Genomic DNA, 20,787 nt, shown 5'->3' with positions numbered 1-20,787 from the left:
TTACGCAAGTTTACTCTCTTTGAGCAACAAAGAGAGGTCATTGTTAAACTGGTTGCACAGTGCAATGAGTGCGCTACGAGAGGCATCATCCAGAATAAAACGGGTTTCGATCATTTCATACATTTTGGTGGTGTCGTTGAAGAGATTTTGCATCACCTCTTCTTTTATTTTTGCTTCAAATTTTCCCATTATCACCCTTTAAAATCTTTACATGTAAACGTAAGATGTTATGCAAAAGTTATGCCAATAGAAACAATGCGCTAAGCATCTCATACCTTAATAAACAATTTAAACAAAATAAACTATAATAAGACGTATACACCAAGGTTTGGAAGAGTTTTTGCTTTGTTAGCTTAACCATCTGTAAAGGAATAGCATTGGACGCAGTCGATCAAGAGTATGTCGCACGCAAACTTCTCTCCGGTTTTGAAAATCTTTTAGACATTAGTGTTGATTTTGTGGCGGAACTTGGCACGACCAATATTACGATTCAAAAGCTTTTAAAACTTGAAAAAGGTTCTGTCATTGACCTTGAAAAACCTGCCGGTGAAAGTGTTGAACTCTACATTAACAACAAAATCTTTGGTAAAGGAGAGGTTATGGTGTACGAGAAAAACCTCGCCATTCGTATCAATGAAATTTTAGACTCCAAAACCGTCATCCAATACTTCAAAAAAGAGAATCTATGAGAATTTTCTTTGCACTTTTAGCATTATGGTCATGGGTAAGTGCTTCCAATTTGTTAACGTATAACGTTTATGAGCGAAGTGACCGTGTCGATATTATGCTCTCGTTTGATGCTCCGCATGAAGGTAGTATCTCTCAAAAAAGTGATGCCACGACTATGACGCTCACCATCAATGATCTTGGCTACGATAAGATGATCGAAAAGAGCATTAACTCCAATATTATTCAAGAACTTACTATTATTCCAGAAAAAAACAATACCCTCAAAGTGGTGCTCAAAAGCGATAAAAAAGTCAGTGTTGTTGCCTCTAAAACGGTTGATGGCTTTGGACTTCGCATACGAAGTAGCATTATGCAAGGTCCTACACAAAGCTCAGATGCTGTCACTTCACCGCTCCCTACATCATCGACGTCTTCAACGGATTTTATTGATACCCGCTACATTCTCGTTATCATTGTTTTACTCGCCTTAGTTGTACTGATGTTTTGGATTAAAAGACGCCTTGGCATCCAAACACTTAAGCCTATGTCGGCCAAAGGTGGCAATGGCAAATCGTGGTTATTTAACCCAAAAACAGGGACACAACAAGAGGTCAATGTGCTTCATAAAAAACAGATTGACAACCAAAATAGCGTGGTGCTGTTTGAATACGGAACCATACGCTACCTTGTCATGACAGGAAATTCCAATGTTCTATTGGAAAAATTTCAAAATGGTGAAGTTAAGGATGATAACGATTTTGAAAAAGTTTTTGAAGAGAACCGTAGGCGCTTAGATGACTACCTCAAAATTCAAGACAATAAACTCAGCACGTATAAAAATAAGGCTTCAGCGGATTACACTCCTTATGATGAGACACGTTAAGAGCTTATGACCATAGCTATTTCCATTTTGTCTATTTACGCCTTCATTTTGCTAGGCTTTATGGCAAAACGAATGCTTAAAGAGGAGATGAATGAAAAAGGAATGATCCTTCTTTCCATCTACTTTTTACAGCCAATGCTCTCTTTCTGGGGACTCTCAAGCCGACCCATTGATTTTTCACTGCTTCAAGCGCCTTTTTGGTATTTAGCCTATCTCTTTAATGTGTGTCCTCATCAGTTCCGTGATTGCATTGATTTTCTTTAAAGAGGACATTAAAGAAAAATCCATCATCACGATCTGTGTTATCATTGGCAATACGGGCAATCTTGGTATTCCTTTAGGTATCGCACTTTTTGGCGATGACTCTATTTTATACATGAGTATGATCAACATCACCAATGTTTTTATCGTTTATACCCTCGGTGTCTTTTTCTACTCCAGAGGTAACTTTAGCATCAAACAATCACTTTTTAACATTGAAATTACCGGTCATCTGGTTTGCTAGCATTGCACTTTTTATGAATATTTTCGACATTCATCTTCATCCTGCGATGCAAAAGCCTTTGGAAATGGGCGCATACTGCACGATGGTTATTCAACTGGTCATTTTTGGTATGTACCTTTACAATATTAAATTGCGCGATATTAACACCAAACTTCTTTTACATGTAAGCCTTATTAAGTTCATTATTACCCCTCTGATTGCAGGCGTTATCTTGTTTGGCTTGCTTAATTTAGAACCCATGGTTGCCACACTTATTTTTATTGAACTGGTTGTGCCTCTGGCTGTTACCAACGTCAATTTAGCGGCATTGTATGAGTGCAGACCTTTGGATGTCACCGTACTTGTTTTTTTTACATCGCTGATTTTCATACCCTTTTTTATTCTTATCAGCAACCTTTTACACTATCTTAATATCATCAATTTACCATGAACATTAACGATAAAGACGCACGGGTTAAATACATTAGAGCATTGGAACGCTTTATGGGCAGCTGTGTCAATGCGCTTAAAAATGAAAATTTTGATTTTCTTTTGTTTGTCAAGCGTGCAGAGAAAGGGCTTAAAACATTGCAAAAGGTTGAACCTGTAAGACTTGATTCTACCTATACCAATTTATTGCAAAATTACGTTACCTTGGTTTCTAATAGCATTGTTAACCTCGAAGAGATAGACATTGAAGAGACGCACAAACGTCTCTTAAAAGAGGCTAATTTACTGGAGAAAGAGAAATATCGAGGGAGTTATAAAAAGGATAAACACAAAGCGCAAGGCTTTGATGATGGCTATTGAGCAAAAAAAGTTGCAATCGCTTCTCGCATAAGCACTTCATCTTCAATGCGGTTAATTTTATCTCTAAATTCAGACGCTTCACGAAACCCTTTTGAGTACGTATGTAAATGCTTACGAAAAATAGCAAGTCCTTTTTCACCGTAAAAATCTATCATGGCATCATAATGCTCTAGCACTATTTCTAAAATTTTTGTTTTTTCCACATGAGACAGTTCATTTTTGATTTGGTAAAAAATCCATGGATTTCCAACAGCACCTCGCCCAATCATCAAGCTGTTGCATCCTGTGACCTCTTTTACATGTAACGCTTTTTCATAGCTAACGATGTCGCCATTGGCGATCAGAGGGATTTTAACAGACGCACGTGCTCGCGCTATGGCTTGATAGTCAACTTCCGCTTTATACGCTCCTGCACGTGTACGTCCGTGCATACTCATAAAATCAACTCCAGCACTCTCACATGCCTTTGCAATCTCTTCAGGAATTTTGGTCGTAAAGCCTAGTCGTACTTTAGCACTGGTGTAGCGTTTGTTAGAATAAGTCTTAATCGTCTCAATGATTTTTTGCATATGCGGAAGGTTCAGTAGCAGTGATGAACCTGCTTCTTGGGAGATAATCTTAGGCACAGGACATCCACAGTTTAGATCAATCCCATCAATACCCTCAATATCATTCAGGGCTAGCACAGCCTCTTTAATCGACACTAAATCAGATCCTGCAATTTGTACAATGTAGGGTGTTTCTAAAGGCGATTTGGTGAGCATTTTAAAGGTTTTTTCGGAACCATAACGCAGCGCATTGGCACTGATCATTTCAGAAAAAGTGACATCTGCCCCAAATTTTTTAACAACAGAACGAAATGGAAGGTCGGTAAAACCAGCAAGAGGTGCAAGGGCTAAAATGCCCTTACTAAAGTCTATCTCATGAATCATAAACGCAAGAATTTTTCGATATCAATATTTCTGCCATGATCTCGTAAAAATAGAATGGTTTTAAATTTCACAAAATCTTCAGGATCAGAGTTGAGTAAAAGATCACGAATTTTATCAATCATCTGAAGATCATAAAGTACATACAAGTATGCATCCGCTGCAACCGCACCTTTAGAATTGTAAAGTTTTTCAAAGAGTGCGATGAGTGCATCTGGGGTGAGTTTAATTTTGATTTCATGGGCTAGTTCAAGGTAATCTGCACGATCTGCATTGAAATGCTCTAACATATCTTCAATGGATTTTATATCCATATCAAAACTGTCATCAGCATCCAAATAACGCTCCATCATGCGACGGAAAGTACGTTTTTCTGGTGGAAAATCATATCGTTTAATTTCATTAAAGCTTGCAAAACCAATCAACGCATCATATGCTTGACGGCAGAGTTCATTATCAAGCTCTTTACAATTTTTCAATACTTCAAGCGCAAAACGCGGTTCAACTTTAAGGCGATTAATACTGTTTTGAATGACAAGAGGGTTTGCTTTAGCCAATCTGTATTTTTTAAGATCTTCATAATTACCATTGGCGACACTGACGGCTAGGGCACATACCTTAGCAACATCTTCTTCAAGAAACGTTGTAGGGAGAGCTGGATCAAAGCGCATACATTGAAGAACTTTACCTGCAAATTTAAAACCTTCTGTTTTATAAGAAGTCGTAACTTCTTCTCCCAAAATACGATTTTTAGTCGCTTCTTGAAAGAGTTCATTATCTTTTTTCAATGCTCTTTTGTACAAAAAATCTTTAAAATTATAAAATACCAAATGCCCGATAGAACCAATAACCAAAAATAAAATGGGAAGAACAATCCAAAACGCTACAGGTAGAGTCATTGAGAAACTAAACAGCTCAAGTGTAGTGCTGCCACCATTAAAACTATAGACATAAAGTCCAATAGCTAACATATAAATTAGTGATACAAGAAAATAGCGTTTGATTCCCATGTCTTCCTACCTACTTATTTTTTGCTGATTTTTCAATAATCTCACGGCATACGATGCAATAACGTGCATGTGGCTTAACTTTGAGTCTTTGAAAACCAATTTCCTCTTCGCACATTTCACAAATGCCGTAACTGCCATTTCTGATTTTATTAAGTGCAAATTCTATCTCGCTAAGCTCTTTCATTTGTTGTGTACTGATAGCCTGCTCGATCATACGGTCTGTACTGACCGAAGCATGATCTGCTTCATCACCGACATCGGTATCTTTAAGATCATTGATTTCCCGCATGGAGTCTTCAATATTCTTTTTAATTTGGACTCTTCTCTCTTTCAGAAGGTCTTCGAAATGCTTTAGCTCGTGCTCTCTCATCCTTTGTTTCCTTTACAAAAAATTGACCTGAAATAAACCTACATTATAATCAACTATTTATGATAGGGATGGTTGTTTTTTATACACAATCCCCTATAAATCTGTTCAAATAAAACCACCTTCGCGATTTTGTGCGCATATGTTAATCTACTTAAACTTATAATCTTTTGAGTTTTACCTAAAAAGGCATCTTCAAACCCAAAAGCACCGCCGATAAAAAAATTAATCGTAACATCTTGATCAAAGAGAGAACTAAATTGTTCGCTGCTTAGCTGTTCACCTTCTACATCAAGTGCGACATTGTACCCTTTTAAATGGGATTCATACGCTTTTGTGTAGGAAATCTTAGCTTCTTTCTCTCCGATCATTTGTGCTGTCGCGATTTGCTTATTAAAAATCTTAATTTCTTCAACTTTAGCAAAGCGAGAAATCATCTTGGTGTATTCGCACGCGATAGCATCTAATGCTTTATCGCTGCTCTTTTCGATCGTAAAGACCTTTACATTCATGCTTTGAGTCTTAGCTCAAATGCATCATTTTTACAACTCTCACCCAAAAGCTTTAACAGATCTGCTACCACTTTTTTCATATCAGTACGGGTAACAATCATATCAATTAAACCATGTTCAAGTAAAAACTCTGCTTTCTGGAATCCTTCTGGTAGATCGGCACCAATGGTCTGTTTAATCACTCTTTGTCCAGCAAACCCAACCAGAGCACCTGGCTCTGCCATGATTATATCGCCCAAAAAGGCAAACGATGCACTGACCCCTCCCATGGTTGGATCGGTAAGAATGGAAATATACGGTAATTTAGCATCCGCTAGTTTGGCAAGAGCAGCGGAAGTTTTAGACATTTGAAGTAATGAAAATGTACTCTCTTGCATACGTGCGCCACCACTGGCACTTACGATCACTAAACCTTCTTTATTGGCCATAGCGCGGTTGATGGCACGAACGATTTTTTCCCCTTCAACAGAGCCTAAACTTCCACCCATAAAGGCAAAATCAAAAACAACAATTTGTGCATTCACACCATCAATACGACATGAACCACAAGCAACTGACGAATTATTACCTGTCTTTTCTTGCGCCTCTTCAATACGTTTTTTATACGATTTTTTATCCACGAATTTAAGAGGATCAATCGGCACTAAATTGGTATCAAACTCAACAAAACTACCTTCATCACATAATTGTTCAATACGTTGTTTTGCTGAGATACGCATATGAAAACCGCATTTAGGGCATACATTAAAACGTTGTTCAATCTCTTTATAATACATTAATGATTGGCACGCACTACACTTAACCCAATGGCTTGGAGCTTCGCTTGGGGTAGATTGTGCTTTTCGGATCTTAGAGAAAATTTCTGCAAATCGCATAAGTTTTTATCCTCTTTTAAAGCTAATTGCTTATAAATAAACTTTTTATTTTAGCAAAAATTTCCTTATCTTTGCTTACAAGGAAAATATCGCCTTCACAAAACGTGTAAAGATCCTCACACATAAAGAGCCCCGCTTCTATATCATACGTGCGCATTTTACCTTCATACAAAACAAACGAAACATCGTGTGCATAAGCTAGAGAGAGGGCAAAAGCACCAGGAGAACGGTACTTAATTTTAGCAATTTTGAGCGTGTCATGTACCTTAAGTGAACAGTAAGATCGCTCAAAAATTCCCACCTTTGAAAAAGCATTACATGTAACCAGACTCAAGGTATTTTTTTCTAATTTTCCACGGCGCAAACCCATTTCATCTTTGATAAAAATATCGCCATTGGCAAGATTAGTAATGACTGCTTTAGTGCATTTATCATTTTCAAAATAGGCAATAGAGGTGCCATAATAAGGAATATTTGAAAGCAGATTATCACTGCCATCTATGGGGTCAAGTACAATACGAATAGAGGAAGTAGGATTTTCAATCACCCCACTCTCCTCGGATACAATCGTTCCAAACGGCAAAAGGTAATGAATAAAAATTTTTTCTGCCACCAGATCAATGCCTGAACTCACATCTCCTCCTGCTCCAAGCGCAAAAGATTGATAATGAGACTCTTCCAACCCTTTTACATGTAAAAGCTGAAAGAGCTCTCTGTTCGCTTGCAGTGCGGATTCAATAAAGCTCACGTATTATCCAAGCAATTTTTTAATCATGTGCAATGCGGCTTCTTTACCCTCTTTTGCTGCCGTAACAACCAGGTCAGAACCCCGCTTACAATCCCCACCTGCATAAACACCTGATTTCGTTGTTTGATATTCACTATTAACCACAATGACGCCTGTTTTTGAAACTTCAATGCCATTTTCAGCTAAGAAAGTCGGAACGGCTGGAGTAAATCCAAGGGCAAATATAATGACATCCGCATCTACCCTAAATTCGCCACCTTTAACAATTTCAACACATTGACGGCAGTTGGCATCTTTCGCACCTAGGATGGTTTTATTCATATCAATCCCGATCACTTGTCCATCAGAGTTGACTAAAATCTCTTTTGGCGTAACGTTATAGACAAACTCTGCACCCTCTTCAATGGCATTTTTAAACTCTTTTTTTGAGCCTGGCATATTGTATTTATCGCGTCTATAAAGGCAAGTCACACTTTTGGCACCTTCACGAATGGACGTTCGTAAACAATCCATTGCCGTATCACCACCACCAATGACCACGACATTTTTACCTTTGACTTCAAATTTTTTATCGTAACTCTCGCTGAAAAGTTTTTTCTGAATAGAGCGTAAAAAATCAATTGCCATAAAGACACCATTTGCATTTTCATTGGTAACATTGGCTTTGCGAGGATTTTCAGCTCCTATGCTTAAAAAGAGTGCATCATGACTATGGGCAATCTCATCAAAGCTAATGTCTTTACCGACATTTGTGTTTACATGTAACGTCATACCTGCGTCTTGAAGCCATCTCACACGACGTGCTACGACTTCTTTATCAAGCTTAAAACCAGGAATCCCATACGTTAAAAGTCCACCAGCCCTATTTTGTCTCTCATACATACTGACGGCAATACCCGCTCTTAGAAGATAAGTTGCACATGCAAGACCCGCAGGTCCCGCACCAATGATAGCGACTTTTTTCTTGGTCGTAATACCTGGGAAAGTAGGTTTAAGACCTTTTTTAAAGCCCTCTTCAGAAATAAAGGTCTCAATCGCGCCAATCGTAATGGCACCATGCCCGTCGTTCAGTGTACAATCCCCTTCGCATAAACGATCTTGTGGACAAATACGCCCTGTAATCTCAGGATACGGATTGCTCTCATTGGAGAGATTAAACGCAAGATCGCGCTTCATGGCACTGGTTGCTTTGAGCCAAAAAGGAATGTAATTATGCAAAGGGCATTTGCTATGACAAAAAGGATCACCACACTGGATACAACGATCCGCTTGCAAAGAGGCGTCTTCTTTACTCAAAACTTCATAAATTTCTTTAAAATCTTTGACTCTATCTCCGCTTGAGCGTTTTCTAGGCTCGCATCTCTCTTCATTAATAAAATTTTGCATCTTAGTCTCCTTGCTCCGGATTGAGTGGCACCTTCGTCATATCTTTAGGTCGCACTATCCAAAAATCTCTTACCGCGTGGCGGAAATTCTCTAAAATTTGTGTTGCTTTAAAGCTTGCTGTTTCATTAATATGTGTTCTAAGTAAACGCTTAAGGAAGTGGCGTGCTTCATCCATATCATCCGTATCAATACGCTCTGCGATGACAAGCTCTTGGTTGAGTTTATCAATAAAATCACGAGTTTCATCGTAAACAAATGCGACACCACCCGTCATACCAGCGCCAAAGTTTACACCCGTATCGCCGAGAATGGCAACCACACCGCCGGTCATATATTCGCACGCATGATCTCCCGTACCTTCAACGACAGACGTTGCACCGGAGTTTCTAACACAGAAGCGTTCTCCAACATTACCAGCAATATAAAGCTTGCCACCGGTTGCGCCATACAAACAGGTATTACCAGCACAAGAGTAACCTCGACCTTGGTATTTTGGGGCAATAACGATTTTTCCACCGTTCATACCTTTGCCCACATAATCATTTGCTGTCCCTTTAAGGTTGATGCTAATACCATTGGCTAAAAATGCCCCTAATGATTGTCCAGCAACACCATTGAGTCGAAAGACGATACTGTCATCTTTAAGACCTTTGTTACCGTAAAATTTCGCAATTTCACCACTGATGAGTGTTCCAAAACTACGATTGGTATTGCAAATACTTTTATGCATCACAATTTTTTCATCTGGATTTTCAATCACTTTATAGACGTCTTTTAAAATCTCTTTTTCAAATTCATTTTTATCAAATGGATCATTGGACTTACCATTGTGGGTATTTGGACCTTCCAATCTCATAAGAATAGAAGAAAAATCAAATTTTTTCGCAAAGGCATCATCAATCACACTCAAAAGATCACTTCGTCCGATAATATCTTCCATCCGTGTGTAACCAAGATGCGCAAGTATTTCTCTCACGTCTTCCGCTAGGAGCGTAAAGAAATTGATGAGTTTATCTACTGTTCCAACAAAATGCTCTCTTAATTTCTCATCTTGTGTTGCCACGCCTACTGAACAGCGGTTTAAGTGACAGACACGAAGCACTTTACAACCAATGATCGTCAACGAGAGTGTGCCAAACGCATAACTCTCTGCACCCAAAAGAGCGGCTTTAATGACATCTAAACCTGTTTTTAAACCACCATCGGTTTGAAGATGAACACTATCCCGTAAATGGTTTGCTTTAAGGGCATTATGGGCTTCACTTAAACCAATTTCCCAAGGATTTCCCGCAAATTTGATAGAAGTCAGTGGTGCAGCACCCGTACCACCGTCGCCGCCGGAGATGATGATTTTATCAGCATACGCTTTGGCAACACCTGCGGCAATCGTTCCAACACCCGCAGTGGAAACCAGTTTAACGGTAATAATCGCTTCGGGATTGATCTGCTTCATATCGAAAATAAGCTGTGCCAAATCCTCAATCGAATAAATATCATGATGTGGTGGCGGTGAAATTAATGTCACACCTGGAATAGTGTAACGAAGGCTTGCAATAAGAGGCGTTACTTTATGCCCTGGAAGTTGTCCGCCTTCACCTGGTTTTGCCCCTTGCGCTACTTTAATCTGAATCTCTGTAGCAGAGCGCAAATACTCAGGAGTCACACCAAAACGACCCGATGCGATCTGTTTAATACGTGAGTTTTTATTACTTTTAAGACGTTCAGGCGATTCACCACCTTCACCAGAGTTGCTCATACCACCAATTTTATTCATCGCTTCGCCCAAAGCTTCATGCGCTTCAGGAGAGATGGAACCCAAACTCATGGCAGCAGTTGAAAAACGTTTAAAGATAGCTTCTTTAGACTCTACTTTATCTAACGTAATAGGCTCGCGATCAGATTTAAGTTCAAAAAAATCTCTGATCATTTTTAGTCCACGATTATTGATTAGCTTCGTAAACTCTTGAAAATCCTTTTTCTCACCACTCATCGTAGCTTTATGAATCGCATGGATAGCATTAGGATGGTAGTCATGATGCTCTTGCCCATCAATATATTTATAAAATCCACCAATTTCTAATGGGAAAAGTTTTTTAGTCAAATTAAGCTCATACGCATGATGATGATTACGACTTAAACGCTCTTCAATATCCTCATAACCAAGACCAGGAATAAGAGAAATTGCACCGTCAAAACATTCATGAACGACATCTTTTCCAAGACCTAACACATCAAATAATGCAGAATTTCGATATGACGCAAGCGTTGCAATACCCATCTTTGACATAACTTTTAAAAGCCCTTGGCCAAGAGCATGATTCACATTTTTGAGTTTCGTTCTAATCTCATAAGAACCCATTTCACTTTTTTTTACATTCATCTAAGATGGTACCATAGAGTAAATAAGGATAAATAGCACTTGCACCAAAGCCAATCATGCAAGAACATGAATGTGTGTCAAGTGCCTCTCCAGAAATTGCTATAATCGAAGTCAATGAGCGTACACCTTCATCGAGAAGCACTTGGTTAACACGACCAATGACTAAAAGCATCGGTATTGGTTTAAGTTTTGCATTTATTCCACGATCATCCAAGAAAATAATACGAATACCCTCATTTTTAACCGCTTGTGCAATGTCATACGCTAAATCCTCCAGACTACCTTTGAGATTGTCTTCAAAAAGTGTTGAGAAGTAGCGATTTTTATATTCATCTTTATAACGTGCTTTGCTTGGATCACCAAAAGAGTCTAAGAGTTCAAATTTTTCTTGCATCAATATTGGTGAAATTGATTTAATACGAATAGCATGTTCTTGATCTTCATCTAAGATATTGCGAATCTCTCCAAAGCTCGTATTTAGACTCATAACTACTTTTTCACGAATAGGGTCAATTGGAGGATTGGTAACTTGCGCAAATTTTTGTTTGAAGTAGTCACTAAAATTGCGTTGTACATGACTAAAAGCAGCCATTGGCGTGTCATCGCCCATTGAACCAACACCCTCTTTACCATCTTTCATCATTGGTTCGATGACCATATTTTTAACTTCTTGGGTGATGTTAAAATAGCGTTGTTCTATTTCAAGATTTTCACGTATATAATCTGTTGTTTTTGAAAAAGGAATATCTACAAATTCTTGTAAATAAACAAGCCCTTTGTTCAGCCACTCAGTATAGGTATTTGAACTTTTAAGGTAATCATTAATGTCATCGTTTTTCATGATCTTACCAAATTTAAGATCCACGCCAATCATCTGACCACTTTGTAACCTGCCTCGTTCAAGAATGTTATCTTCTTCAATATCTAAGACACCATACTCAGAAGAGATGATGATGCGATCATCTTTGGTGATGATGTATTTAGCAGGACGTAATCCGTTTCTATCTAAGACACAAGCGATGTGACGACCATCGGTTAAAGAAATGGCAGCAGGTCCGTCCCACGGCTCAAAATTAATACTTGAAAATTCATAAAAAGCTCGAAGCTCTGAGTCCATATGAGGCGCATTTTGCCATGGAGCAGGAATGAGCGAACGTACCGCTTTAAAAAAGTCAAATCCATTAATGAGCATAAATTCAAACATATTGTCCAAACTAGCGCTATCGCTCACATCATTCGTCGTCAATGGGTAAAGTTTTTGTAACTCTTCATCAGAAAAGATACTACTTTTCATGCACTCACTTTTAACCTGCGTATTAAAGCGATTGGCTGAGATAGAGTTGATTTCACCATTGTGTGCAAGGGTACGAAAAGGTTGTGCCAGTTTCCATTTGGGAAGTGTATTGGTTGAGAAGCGTTGGTGAAAAAGTGCAAATGTTGCTTTAAAATCGCTATCACTCAAGTCTGGGAAAAAGGTTTTGATGTAAGTTGGCATCACCAAACCTTTATACGAAATCACTTTACTCGAAAAAGAAGCAATGTAAAAATCAGGTTCACTTGCAAGTCTTCTTTCAACTATTTTACGAGTAAGGTATAGCAATGCTTCAAAACGTTTTGTTGCAACGAGGGAAGAAGAAGTTACAAATACTTGTATGATTTGTGGGAGTGAATCAAGTGCTAATTTTCCAAGGGCTTTGGTTTTTACGGGAACGTCACGATATAAAAGAACTTTAAGATCGTTTTGCTCACAGGTCTCTTCAAAAATCCTTTTTTGTTCATCTGTCGTTAAAAAAATCATAGCAACAGCAAACTGCTTTGGAAGATCCACACCTAATTGGTGTGCTTCTTTTTTCATAAACTCAGCAGGCATAGAGAAAAGGAGTCCGCTACCATCGCCACTTTTACCATCTGCAGCAATAGCGCCTCTGTGCATCATTCGCTCTAATGCCGTGATTGCATCTTCAACATTTTCATGGGTTGGAATGTTTTTAATATTTGCGATTAATCCAAAACCGCAATTGTCTTTAAATCCTGTAATAAGATCCATTTCACAAGCCTTTTGTGGAATTTTCATCAAAATTCTGACGAAATCTGACAAATTTTTAAGCTAAAAGCGAGCGGATAATACATTAAAAATACTTATTTTTCAATAAAACACTATTTTTCGATGTTTGATCTATTTTCTTATCATATTTTAAATTAATTGTCAATTAAATTTAAAATATAAATTATTATAATTAATTTTAAATTTTAATAATAAGGAAATGTAGAGATGCTAAAATTCCTTATGCAAGGATATATTATCAATTTGAATCGTGTAAAAGACGAAGATTTAATTGTCACCATTTTAACGCAAAATAGCATTAAAACGGTTTATAGATTTTACGGTGCTCGCCATTCCACAATTCATTTAGGTTATAAAATAGATTTTGAAGCCATCCCCTCTCTCAAATCCACGCTGCCGCAACTTCGTTCTATTATGCATTTAGGAACGCCTTGGAATAATCAAAGAGAACGTATGCTTGTCTGGCAACCCTTTATCAGGCTTTTTTATACACATCTCAAAGACATAGGAACAATTGATAGTTTTTATTTTGATCTTTTAGAACTAAGTTCATCTATTTGGCAGATACAAAATCCTAAACGTATCGCTATAGAAGCCTATATTAAACTTTTAATATATGAAGGAAGATTACATGATGATTTTATCTGTTTTAACTGCGAAGAACCTATCTTAGAGGATTTAACACTTATTCGAGGTTTTTTACCTGCACATAAAACCTGTGCTTGGAATCAAACCTTTGATCTTTTACATGTAAAACAACTTTTTGAAGAACAAAGTACCATAGCACTGGATGATGAACAGATCAATGTGCTATGGAAGATTTTATTGGAAGGATTTTAACCTTGACACGACTGTTAGGTAAAACCTAACAGCCTACGCTGCGCTGTGCACTGAAACTTGCTTCTTTCGAAGCAGAAATGTCTTGCAAATGATTTTATTAAAAGCGTTACTCTAAAAAGCGTGCATCGCTAAAGCTGGTTGTTTGAATATTCTCAAATGCTTTTTTGAGTGAAATAAAAAGATCGGGGTTCTCTTTTTCCATGTTAACAAGCATCTCTTTCGTTTTGGCACGCATCACGGGCATTTTGACATCAAAACGCATCGCAGGACATGCTTCATCTCCAATAATAGGCATATGAGCATCAATCGCACAATCACGCAGTTGACGCTCTCGTACATGAATAAGTGGGCGAATCACCCATAAGCCATTTTGCGCTTTATAAATGGGTGGCATTGAGCGAAGGGCTCCATTGTGTGAGAAGTTCATGAAAAAGCTCTCTACGGCATCGTCAAGGTGATGTGCAAGAGCTAATTTACTGTAACCATGCTCAAGCGCATAGGTGTAAAGAGCTCCTCGTCTCATGCGTGAAAAAAAACTACAAAAAGAGGAGTTTTCACGTATTTTATCTTGTGCAAGATCGAAAATCTTTGTATCGACAATCTCATGATCAATGTCATGCTCAATACAGTGGTTGTGCAACGTCTGAAGATCTTCACCCATCCCATAGGCAATTGTAACGGCTTTAAATTCAAAATCAAATGGAGCGACACGTTGCATGTGTTTTAAAATATGCGCAAGACTTAGGGAGTCTTTACCGCCACTAAGCCCCAGCAAAATCTTATCGCCTTCTTTTATGAGGTTGTAATGGGCATTGGTACGCCCAGCAATGCGTAAAAGGCGTTTACTAATGGTGATCATACGTAAGTTCGTCCAGCATCGCGATAATAAACCGAGCACTCTCTTTAGCAGAACTGACTAAGAATTCATCGAAGCTAAAACCAGCGTCCATATCAGCCGCATCGCTAATCGCTCTTAGGACACAAAAAGGAACCTTCAATGCGTCGCAAACAACCGCAACCGAAGCACCTTCCATTTCAGTCGCATCCGCGTTGAAAGTGGAATGAATCCACTCTTTTTTTACACTATCACAAATGAATTGATCACCAGTAGCAATAATGCCTTCAAGCAATTTGATCTTTTGAACAGACGCTACTTTTTTAGCTATTTCGGTAAGAGCTTTATCCGTTTCAACATACACAGAACCCTCAGGTACGTAACCATGAGGATGACCGAATGCGGTAATATCAAGATCGTGTTGAGCAAGCTTCGTGGCTACGAGCAAGTCACCCACTTTTAATGAAGGATTAAGGGCACCTGCGACACCTGAAAAAAGAAGCTTTTGTGCTCCAAATTTTTCAATCAGCGTTGAGGCTGTCAAACTAGCATTCACTTTACCAATCTTACTGTAAGCTATCACTAAATCCATACCTTTATACGATGTGACGTAGTACCTATTTTTGGCAAACTCAATCGTTTCATAATTTCCAAAAAATTCTAAAAGTGGTGTGATCTCTTCGACCATTGCACCCATAATAGCTATTTTCATTTTTTCCCTTTTACAAAAGTGCTAGCACTTCTTCTAAACTTTTCATATCAGTAATACTATGTGTTGGTTTTTGAGTGATCCGTTTATTAAGACCTTTAAGCACTGAGCCACCAAATTCAATAAAAGCGTCTGTTGATGATTCTACATGTAAAATGGATTGTTTATATTTTACAGGTGAAATAAGCTGCTGGGATAGAAGTATTTTCGCCTCAGCTTTGCTTTGGTATTCAGATGCGGTTACATTGGAGATAATAGGCGTTGTGAAACTCTCTTTAAGCCATTGGTCTAAATAAACTTCAAGTTTTGATTGAGCCGAACTTAAAAGTGGACAGTGACTTGCTACAGACATAGGGAGTAGCACTGATTTTTTAGCACCTGCCTCTTTAAAAAGTGGCTCTAAAGATATTAAATCATCACGATTACCTGCAATCACAATTTGTCCATCACCATTGTAATTTGCTGCCCAAACTTTTTTACCCAGTTCACGCTCTTTACATGTAAGATTTTCAACACTTGCATCATCTAAGCCAAGAAGCGCCATCATTCCAGCATTAATGCCTTCACATGCTTTTTTCATCAAAAGACCGCGTTGGTGTACAAGCTCTACAGCATCCAAATAATCCATAGCACCAGCTGCACTCAAAGCAGAAAACTCTCCTAAGGAGTGACCTAGAACTACTTTAGGCACCACTTTACACTGTTCCACAAAAAGACGATGAGCAATAAGGCTGACTAATAAAATAGCAGGTTGTGCAAACTCTGTTTGATCTAATCTATCATTTTCTTCAAATAGAAGCGTTGTAAAGTCAAAGCTTACTCTCTGGCTTGCTTTTTCAATCATCTCTTTTGCAATGGATGAATGATCATAAAAATCTTTTCCCATACCAACTTTTTGGCTGCCTTGTCCAGGGAATATAAAGATACTATTATTCATTGATTAACCTTTTATATTTTACATGTAAACTTTGCAGACTTACTACAAGGTAAACATCTAGTCTATTTTTAATCTATCTTTGTAATCGTTGATTTTTTTACGTAGGGTGTTTCGATTAAGTCCAAATTTTTCACTAATAGCAAGTTGTGAACCAAACTTGGTATAACCGCTTTTAATCATTGGGACATCAAAAAGATACAATAGCTCACGATAATCATTTCTCCCACCTATACGTTGGGATAAAAAACGCTCCATCATCGCCAAAATCTCTTCTTCTCCAAAGGAGTTCATCAAATAAGCATTATACACTGAGCGTCGCAGAGAATAACAGTTTTTACTCAAGTCTGGCACAATTTCCTCTAACGAAGGAGCTTCACCAAATTCTCCATCAAACATCATGCACGCTTCTTGAGCAAACTTTTCCATCAAAGGGATCACATCCTCCATACGTTCACGTAAAGGGGGGATGACAACTTTAAGACTAAAAAATTCATCCATGAGTGCTTCGCTTATAGGCAAGCTTGATGTAGCAATAATTCTTGTTTTATGAACATCTAGGGCAATTTTAAGTTTTTTATAATTAGTAATTTTATGAAAGTTTTTAACAATAAGACTGCTGTTGGTTTCAATGAGTACTAACAGCTCATTAAAGGCACTTGCATCGACAATAGGTGCTGAAACAATATGACTAGCAAGACTTTGTTTCCCTACACCACTTTCACCTAAGATAAGTGCATTGATTGTAACACTTTTAAGAAGATTTGCAGACTTAAGAGCCTCCATAGAGGCTCTAGACTTTGCTATATAATTAGTGTGATCCACAACATCCGCCACCATGTGAGTGACTTTCGCCGCCGCAGCATCCACCTTCACCGTGTTCGTGGTCATGTCCATGATCATGTCCACCACAACACTCTCCTTCTTCATCATGGTCATGTGAACCGCATCCACCTGCACCACAACCACAACTGTGTCCACCACCAACATAGCCATTTAGAAGCTCATCTGCTGTTGCATCACGTACTTCTAAAATACTAATTGCGAATAAAAGATCTTGACCTGCTAAAGGATGGTTAAAATCGATTTCAACAGTCTCATCATTAAAGTTTTTGACAATAACTTGAACTGTCTCACCATGTTCACCTTGACCATAAAGTGTCATGCCTGCTTGAAGCTCAAGACCAGCAAATTGCTCTTTTGGTAATGTTTGGACAGCATTTTCATCATAAATGCCATAGGCATCAGCTGCAACTACTTTAATATCAGCGTTATCACCAGCTTTAAGCTCTTTAATTTTTTCTTCTAATCCTGGAATAATTTGACCTTTTCCAACAATAAAAGAAAGTGGCGCTGCATTAAGATTACTATCTAAAATTTCACCATTATCAACATTTCTAAGCTCATAATGGATTGAAACTACTTGATTATCACTAATACTCATATTTTCTCCCTTAATTTATAAACATAAGATTCTAACATATATTTGTTGTATATGCCCTTAGGAGAAATTGTTAAGTCTATTTTTTGTGCAAGAAAATGTATAAAAAAAACTATTTTACTTTTTTTGCTTCTGGAGAATCAGGGTATCCATCTTTGAGAGCTTTATAAAAACCTTGTGCTTCTTTAGCTTTTCCAAGCTTTTCAAATGAAACACCTGTATGATATAAAAGTGCTGGAGTATAAGCTGCTTTATCCGATGCAGTAATACTTGCTTTATAATGTTCAATAGCAGTAGAATAAGCTTTTTGGTTATAAGCTGCTTCGCCTAAACTAAAATTTGTTTTAGCAGGCTTGTAATTGCGATGTAAAAGTTCTGTATAAAGGGCTTGTGCTTCTGAATATGATTTTTTCTCAAGTAAATCATCTGCCTCTTTTGTCAATGTGGCACTATCTTTTGTGCTAAGTTCTTTTGCAGAAATTACTTTAGTCGCAGGAGGAGTTTCCTTCACAGTGTCTTTTTTTGTAGAATCAATTGCGGGAGTAGCTGTTTTAGAAGCACTTTTCCCACCTCTTACTTCATTAGCAAGTTGATCAAATTTATCTTTTGGAACATAATTTTTATTAATGGAATCAATTAATGTTCCAAGTTCTCCAACAACTGTCTTTATTTTCTCTTGGTTATCCGCTTGAATTTTACGATTTTCTTCAACATACTCTCTGAGTTTTTTATTTTCCTCTTCGAGTTGTCGCATTTTATCATCTTGTTTAGCAATTTTACTTGCATAACTATCAACAACTGATCGCATACCTTCATATTGTTCAGAAGAAATACTACCTTGATCAGTTTTTGTTGAACTAAGATTATCATTGGAAGTAGAAGATATTGTTTTCTGATTATTTTGGAAATACTTTTTGTCACTTACACTAACAGTATTACTATAAGACGTAGTGGCACTGCTACTATCAACATCATTTGTATTACTACCAAAGGCTGAGGGTTCATTCGATAGCGCTGCCAGAGGCAGCAATGCTATCGAAAATAGAAGAATTTGTTTTTTCATTCAATAAAGATTATGGAAGTACTTTAAATTCTGCTCTTCTGTTTTTAGCCCAAGCTTCTTTATTGTGCTCTGTACTAGCAGGATTGCTCTCACCATAACTTACAACTGTAATTCTATCTGCAACCATACCTTTAGCAACTAAACCATCTTTAACACTTTTTGCTCTTTTAAGACCAAGTGCGTAGTTGTATTCGTCAGTACCGAATTCATCACAGTTACCTTCAACTTTGATTGAGAAGCTTTTTGCCTCTGCAGAGTTGAATAATGCAGCGTTTGCATCAATATTTGCTTGTTGGTCTTTTCTGACATTATATTTGTCAAAATCAAAATAGATTGTTTTAGAATTAGCTTCTAAAGAAGCAATCAATTTTTGAAGTGCACTCATGCCATCATTTACACCAGCACCTTTTGTATCACCAGTTCCTTTAGTCATATCGACTTCTGGACTTTTTTGGCTACAACCTGTTAAAACCAAAACCGCTACCGCTAAGCTTGTTAAAGCTAATTTACCCATTATTAGATCCTTTTTAAAAGTTCAAATTTAAAAACTTCGGAATTATACCACATTTTTTTAAAAAAATCACCAGTCTATTGACTGAAGTTTACCTATTTTTAACGGAAACTGATATGTTTTGTTTGCATTTAGTCGAATTATCCCCAAAGCACTCTGATTTCCAAATTGTTTTATAAACATAATAGTATCAGGATCTTGCGAAAAACGTGGATAAAGATTTTCTCCAGATGCAGTCAATTGTCTAAGATAATCTGTTTTTGTTGAAATTAAATAGAGATTAAAAGTATTTCGTCCAAATTCACTATCCCCTTCTCTACTTGAGTAAACAATATAATTATCATAGGTTGAGATTGAATTCTTATTTTTTCCATGATAAACGAGCTTTTCAAAGCTTTTATCATAAATTCCTTGTGCAAATATATCAGGATTTCCTAGTCGATCAGAAACAAAGGCGATGCGTTTATCATTATCGATAAAGTTTCCATTCACATTAATACCTGCATAATCAGTAATTTTAGTGATTTTTCTACTCTGCAAATCATACAAATAAATATCTGGATGATCTTTAGGTGCCATCGTCAGAAGTAACTTATTACCATCTTTTGAAATATCAGAGCAAACAAGCATTCCAGAACTTGAAATAATACTTTTTCTACTCCCATCTTTTAAATCATACCTGTAGATAGTTGGTTCAGCGCCATTATAGGAAGTGTAAAAAAATGCACTTTGTTCTGTATTCGCCCATTTAGGAAAGACATTTAGACCACCAGAAACAATCAATTTTTGATAGCTGAGTGTATAATCTGAAATGACAATTTCACTTTTTTTTGCTTCTGTATACCGTGCAAATAAAACTGATTGCTCCATCCATTTGACCGAAGGTGCACCCACTTGATCATTTGCATCAACAACAATTTTATGTGCCAAAAATGGGTTTCTTTTTTTATCACTAATACTATACGATTTTTCAAAAGTTGTTGCACCCGTTTTAGCATTAATCAATTTTACATTTGCGGATGCCGTATTAAAATCTTGACCTAAACTAAAACGCAAAATCATATCTACTTTTTTATCTGATAGAAAATTTTCTAAAGGTCCCCCTTCATAACTACTTTGCAAATATTCGTCAAGTACATTAAAATGGCTACTAACGCGCAAATCTCCTGCAATAAGTTTAAAAAAACTTTTTCTAAATTCCAAATCAACATTTTTTGGACTTGCATCTTGTACCGCAATTTTGGGTAGCACATCTATTTTTTTTACAATTTCTACTGTTGCATCTGAAGCATATGCAAAAATTGTTAAAAAGAAGAAAGCAACTATTTTTTTGATC

General features: G+C 37.4%; 23 protein-coding genes and 1 pseudogene. 7 read left to right on the top strand and 17 right to left on the bottom strand.

What is annotated here, in order from left to right:
* Entirely contained in the window at positions 1 to 189 is a 189-nt protein-coding gene (locus FA584_RS03130; RefSeq protein WP_167750185.1) for a hypothetical protein, read from the bottom strand.
* Between the two features lie 188 nt (positions 190 to 377).
* Between FA584_RS03130 and fliN the strand changes: the two genes are divergently transcribed.
* Genes fliN through FA584_RS03110 form a run of 6 tightly spaced genes read left to right on the top strand, consistent with a single transcriptional unit; the run spans position 378 to position 2,846 of the window.
* Entirely contained in the window at positions 378 to 689 is a 312-nt protein-coding gene (fliN, locus tag FA584_RS03125) for a flagellar motor switch protein FliN (protein WP_087437865.1), read from the top strand.
* The gene (locus FA584_RS03120) at positions 686 to 1,552 is read left to right on the top strand and encodes a hypothetical protein (protein WP_096045934.1); all 867 of its coding nucleotides are present in this window, start codon (positions 686 to 688) and stop codon (positions 1,550 to 1,552) included. The genes fliN and FA584_RS03120 overlap by 4 nt, the downstream gene beginning before the upstream one ends.
* Before the next feature lie 6 nt (positions 1,553 to 1,558).
* Complete coding sequence (locus tag FA584_RS14380) at positions 1,559 to 1,816, top strand: AEC family transporter (RefSeq protein WP_228448586.1); 258 nt, start codon at positions 1,559 to 1,561, stop codon at positions 1,814 to 1,816.
* A complete protein-coding gene (locus FA584_RS14375) occupies positions 1,794 to 2,057 on the top strand; it encodes an AEC family transporter (RefSeq protein ID WP_245394676.1) in 264 nt (87 codons plus the stop codon). The genes FA584_RS14380 and FA584_RS14375 overlap by 23 nt, the downstream gene beginning before the upstream one ends.
* 13 nt (positions 2,058 to 2,070) lie before the next feature.
* Complete coding sequence (locus FA584_RS14370) at positions 2,071 to 2,487, top strand: AEC family transporter (RefSeq protein ID WP_228448584.1); 417 nt, start codon at positions 2,071 to 2,073, stop codon at positions 2,485 to 2,487.
* Positions 2,484 to 2,846 (top strand): hypothetical protein, encoded by a 363-nt coding sequence (locus tag FA584_RS03110; protein ID WP_096045932.1) that lies wholly within the window; start codon positions 2,484 to 2,486, stop codon positions 2,844 to 2,846. The genes FA584_RS14370 and FA584_RS03110 overlap by 4 nt, the downstream gene beginning before the upstream one ends.
* Here FA584_RS03110 and FA584_RS03105 read toward each other — a convergent pair.
* The 8 genes and pseudogenes from FA584_RS03105 to gltB form a co-directional block, all read right to left on the bottom strand.
* Positions 2,840 to 3,778, bottom strand: coding sequence for a tRNA dihydrouridine synthase (locus FA584_RS03105; RefSeq protein WP_167750184.1), 939 nt, complete (start codon positions 3,776 to 3,778; stop codon positions 2,840 to 2,842). The two genes, FA584_RS03110 and FA584_RS03105, sit on opposite strands and share 7 nt — an antisense overlap.
* Positions 3,775 to 4,785 (bottom strand): fatty-acid--CoA ligase, encoded by a 1,011-nt coding sequence (locus FA584_RS03100; RefSeq protein ID WP_167750183.1) that lies wholly within the window; start codon positions 4,783 to 4,785, stop codon positions 3,775 to 3,777. Before FA584_RS03100 ends, FA584_RS03105 begins: the two co-directional genes overlap by 4 nt.
* Before the next feature lie 10 nt (positions 4,786 to 4,795).
* Complete coding sequence (gene dksA / locus FA584_RS03095; RefSeq protein ID WP_087437859.1) at positions 4,796 to 5,155, bottom strand: RNA polymerase-binding protein DksA; 360 nt, start codon at positions 5,153 to 5,155, stop codon at positions 4,796 to 4,798.
* A 53-nt stretch (positions 5,156 to 5,208) separates the two neighbouring features.
* Positions 5,209 to 5,664 carry a 23S rRNA (pseudouridine(1915)-N(3))-methyltransferase RlmH gene (locus FA584_RS03090; RefSeq protein WP_167750182.1) on the bottom strand — a complete coding sequence of 152 codons (456 nt, stop codon included), beginning with the start codon at positions 5,662 to 5,664 and terminating at the stop codon, positions 5,209 to 5,211.
* A complete protein-coding gene (gene accD, locus FA584_RS03085) occupies positions 5,661 to 6,539 on the bottom strand; it encodes an acetyl-CoA carboxylase, carboxyltransferase subunit beta (RefSeq protein ID WP_087437857.1) in 879 nt (292 codons plus the stop codon). Before accD ends, FA584_RS03090 begins: the two co-directional genes overlap by 4 nt.
* A 22-nt stretch (positions 6,540 to 6,561) precedes the next feature.
* A complete protein-coding gene (locus tag FA584_RS03080; protein WP_167750181.1) occupies positions 6,562 to 7,287 on the bottom strand; it encodes an inositol monophosphatase family protein in 726 nt (241 codons plus the stop codon).
* Between the two features lie 3 nt (positions 7,288 to 7,290).
* Positions 7,291 to 8,673, bottom strand: a complete 1,383-nt coding sequence (locus tag FA584_RS03075) for a glutamate synthase subunit beta (RefSeq protein WP_167750180.1) — start codon at positions 8,671 to 8,673, stop codon at positions 7,291 to 7,293.
* Between the two features lies 1 nt (position 8,674).
* Positions 8,675 to 13,100 (bottom strand): annotated as a pseudogene (gltB, locus tag FA584_RS03070) (glutamate synthase large subunit).
* Between the two features lie 225 nt (positions 13,101 to 13,325).
* Here gltB and recO point away from each other — a divergent pair.
* Positions 13,326 to 13,958 (top strand): recombination protein RecO, encoded by a 633-nt coding sequence (gene recO / locus FA584_RS03065; protein ID WP_228448096.1) that lies wholly within the window; start codon positions 13,326 to 13,328, stop codon positions 13,956 to 13,958.
* Between the two features lie 106 nt (positions 13,959 to 14,064).
* On the opposite strand, the gene FA584_RS03060 is transcribed toward recO, so the two are convergent.
* From FA584_RS03060 to tolB, 8 genes are all read right to left on the bottom strand, one after another.
* Positions 14,065 to 14,817: a PP-loop family protein gene (locus FA584_RS03060; RefSeq protein WP_167750179.1), complete on the bottom strand. Its 753-nt coding sequence runs from the start codon at positions 14,815 to 14,817 to the stop codon at positions 14,065 to 14,067.
* A complete protein-coding gene (locus FA584_RS03055; RefSeq protein ID WP_167750178.1) occupies positions 14,804 to 15,505 on the bottom strand; it encodes a 5'-methylthioadenosine/adenosylhomocysteine nucleosidase in 702 nt (233 codons plus the stop codon). Before FA584_RS03055 ends, FA584_RS03060 begins: the two co-directional genes overlap by 14 nt.
* 10 nt (positions 15,506 to 15,515) lie before the next feature.
* Entirely contained in the window at positions 15,516 to 16,439 is a 924-nt protein-coding gene (fabD, locus tag FA584_RS03050; protein ID WP_167750177.1) for an ACP S-malonyltransferase, read from the bottom strand.
* Positions 16,440 to 16,496: 57 nt separating this feature from the next.
* Entirely contained in the window at positions 16,497 to 17,339 is an 843-nt protein-coding gene (locus FA584_RS03045) for a Fis family transcriptional regulator (RefSeq protein WP_228448197.1), read from the bottom strand.
* Positions 17,248 to 17,880 carry an FKBP-type peptidyl-prolyl cis-trans isomerase gene (locus FA584_RS03040; protein WP_096045920.1) on the bottom strand — a complete coding sequence of 211 codons (633 nt, stop codon included), beginning with the start codon at positions 17,878 to 17,880 and terminating at the stop codon, positions 17,248 to 17,250. Before FA584_RS03040 ends, FA584_RS03045 begins: the two co-directional genes overlap by 92 nt.
* Before the next feature lie 109 nt (positions 17,881 to 17,989).
* The gene (locus FA584_RS03035; RefSeq protein ID WP_167750176.1) at positions 17,990 to 18,940 is read right to left on the bottom strand and encodes a tetratricopeptide repeat protein; all 951 of its coding nucleotides are present in this window, start codon (positions 18,938 to 18,940) and stop codon (positions 17,990 to 17,992) included.
* Between the two features lie 10 nt (positions 18,941 to 18,950).
* Positions 18,951 to 19,454 (bottom strand): OmpA family protein, encoded by a 504-nt coding sequence (locus FA584_RS03030; protein ID WP_096045918.1) that lies wholly within the window; start codon positions 19,452 to 19,454, stop codon positions 18,951 to 18,953.
* Positions 19,455 to 19,520: 66 nt separating this feature from the next.
* Positions 19,521 to 20,786 (bottom strand): Tol-Pal system protein TolB, encoded by a 1,266-nt coding sequence (gene tolB, locus FA584_RS03025; protein WP_167750682.1) that lies wholly within the window; start codon positions 20,784 to 20,786, stop codon positions 19,521 to 19,523.
* Position 20,787: the final 1 nt, after the last annotated feature.

It is taken from the genome of Sulfurospirillum diekertiae (assembly GCF_011769985.2).
Taxonomy (GTDB): Bacteria; Campylobacterota; Campylobacteria; order Campylobacterales; family Sulfurospirillaceae; genus Sulfurospirillum; species Sulfurospirillum diekertiae.
Note: the sequence above shows the minus strand (reverse complement) of the source record. Positions and strands in the feature narration are given on the sequence as shown.

Excerpts from the sequence above, each read along its gene's own strand:
- FA584_RS03100 (WP_167750183.1), bottom strand. The coding sequence starts at position 4,785 with ATGGGAATCAAACGCTATTTTCTTGTATCACTAATTTATATGTTAGCT.
- FA584_RS14370 (WP_228448584.1), top strand. The coding sequence starts at position 2,071 with ATGAATATTTTCGACATTCATCTTCATCCTGCGATGCAAAAGCCTTTG.
- FA584_RS03060 (WP_167750179.1), bottom strand. The coding sequence starts at position 14,817 with ATGATCACCATTAGTAAACGCCTTTTACGCATTGCTGGGCGTACCAAT.
- fabD (WP_167750177.1), bottom strand. The coding sequence starts at position 16,439 with ATGAATAATAGTATCTTTATATTCCCTGGACAAGGCAGCCAAAAAGTT.
- FA584_RS03120 (WP_096045934.1), top strand. The coding sequence starts at position 686 with ATGAGAATTTTCTTTGCACTTTTAGCATTATGGTCATGGGTAAGTGCT.
- accD (WP_087437857.1), bottom strand. The coding sequence starts at position 6,539 with ATGCGATTTGCAGAAATTTTCTCTAAGATCCGAAAAGCACAATCTACC.
- FA584_RS03130 (WP_167750185.1), bottom strand. The coding sequence starts at position 189 with ATGGGAAAATTTGAAGCAAAAATAAAAGAAGAGGTGATGCAAAATCTC.
- FA584_RS03105 (WP_167750184.1), bottom strand. The coding sequence starts at position 3,778 with ATGATTCATGAGATAGACTTTAGTAAGGGCATTTTAGCCCTTGCACCT.
- dksA (WP_087437859.1), bottom strand. The coding sequence starts at position 5,155 with ATGAGAGAGCACGAGCTAAAGCATTTCGAAGACCTTCTGAAAGAGAGA.
- FA584_RS03030 (WP_096045918.1), bottom strand. The coding sequence starts at position 19,454 with ATGGGTAAATTAGCTTTAACAAGCTTAGCGGTAGCGGTTTTGGTTTTA.
- FA584_RS14380 (WP_228448586.1), top strand. The coding sequence starts at position 1,559 with ATGACCATAGCTATTTCCATTTTGTCTATTTACGCCTTCATTTTGCTA.
- FA584_RS03045 (WP_228448197.1), bottom strand. The coding sequence starts at position 17,339 with ATGATCATGGACATGACCACGAACACGGTGAAGGTGGATGCTGCGGCG.
- FA584_RS03110 (WP_096045932.1), top strand. The coding sequence starts at position 2,484 with ATGAACATTAACGATAAAGACGCACGGGTTAAATACATTAGAGCATTG.
- FA584_RS03075 (WP_167750180.1), bottom strand. The coding sequence starts at position 8,673 with ATGCAAAATTTTATTAATGAAGAGAGATGCGAGCCTAGAAAACGCTCA.
- FA584_RS03035 (WP_167750176.1), bottom strand. The coding sequence starts at position 18,940 with ATGAAAAAACAAATTCTTCTATTTTCGATAGCATTGCTGCCTCTGGCA.
- FA584_RS03055 (WP_167750178.1), bottom strand. The coding sequence starts at position 15,505 with ATGAAAATAGCTATTATGGGTGCAATGGTCGAAGAGATCACACCACTT.
- FA584_RS03040 (WP_096045920.1), bottom strand. The coding sequence starts at position 17,880 with ATGAGTATTAGTGATAATCAAGTAGTTTCAATCCATTATGAGCTTAGA.
- recO (WP_228448096.1), top strand. The coding sequence starts at position 13,326 with ATGCTAAAATTCCTTATGCAAGGATATATTATCAATTTGAATCGTGTA.
- FA584_RS03090 (WP_167750182.1), bottom strand. The coding sequence starts at position 5,664 with ATGAATGTAAAGGTCTTTACGATCGAAAAGAGCAGCGATAAAGCATTA.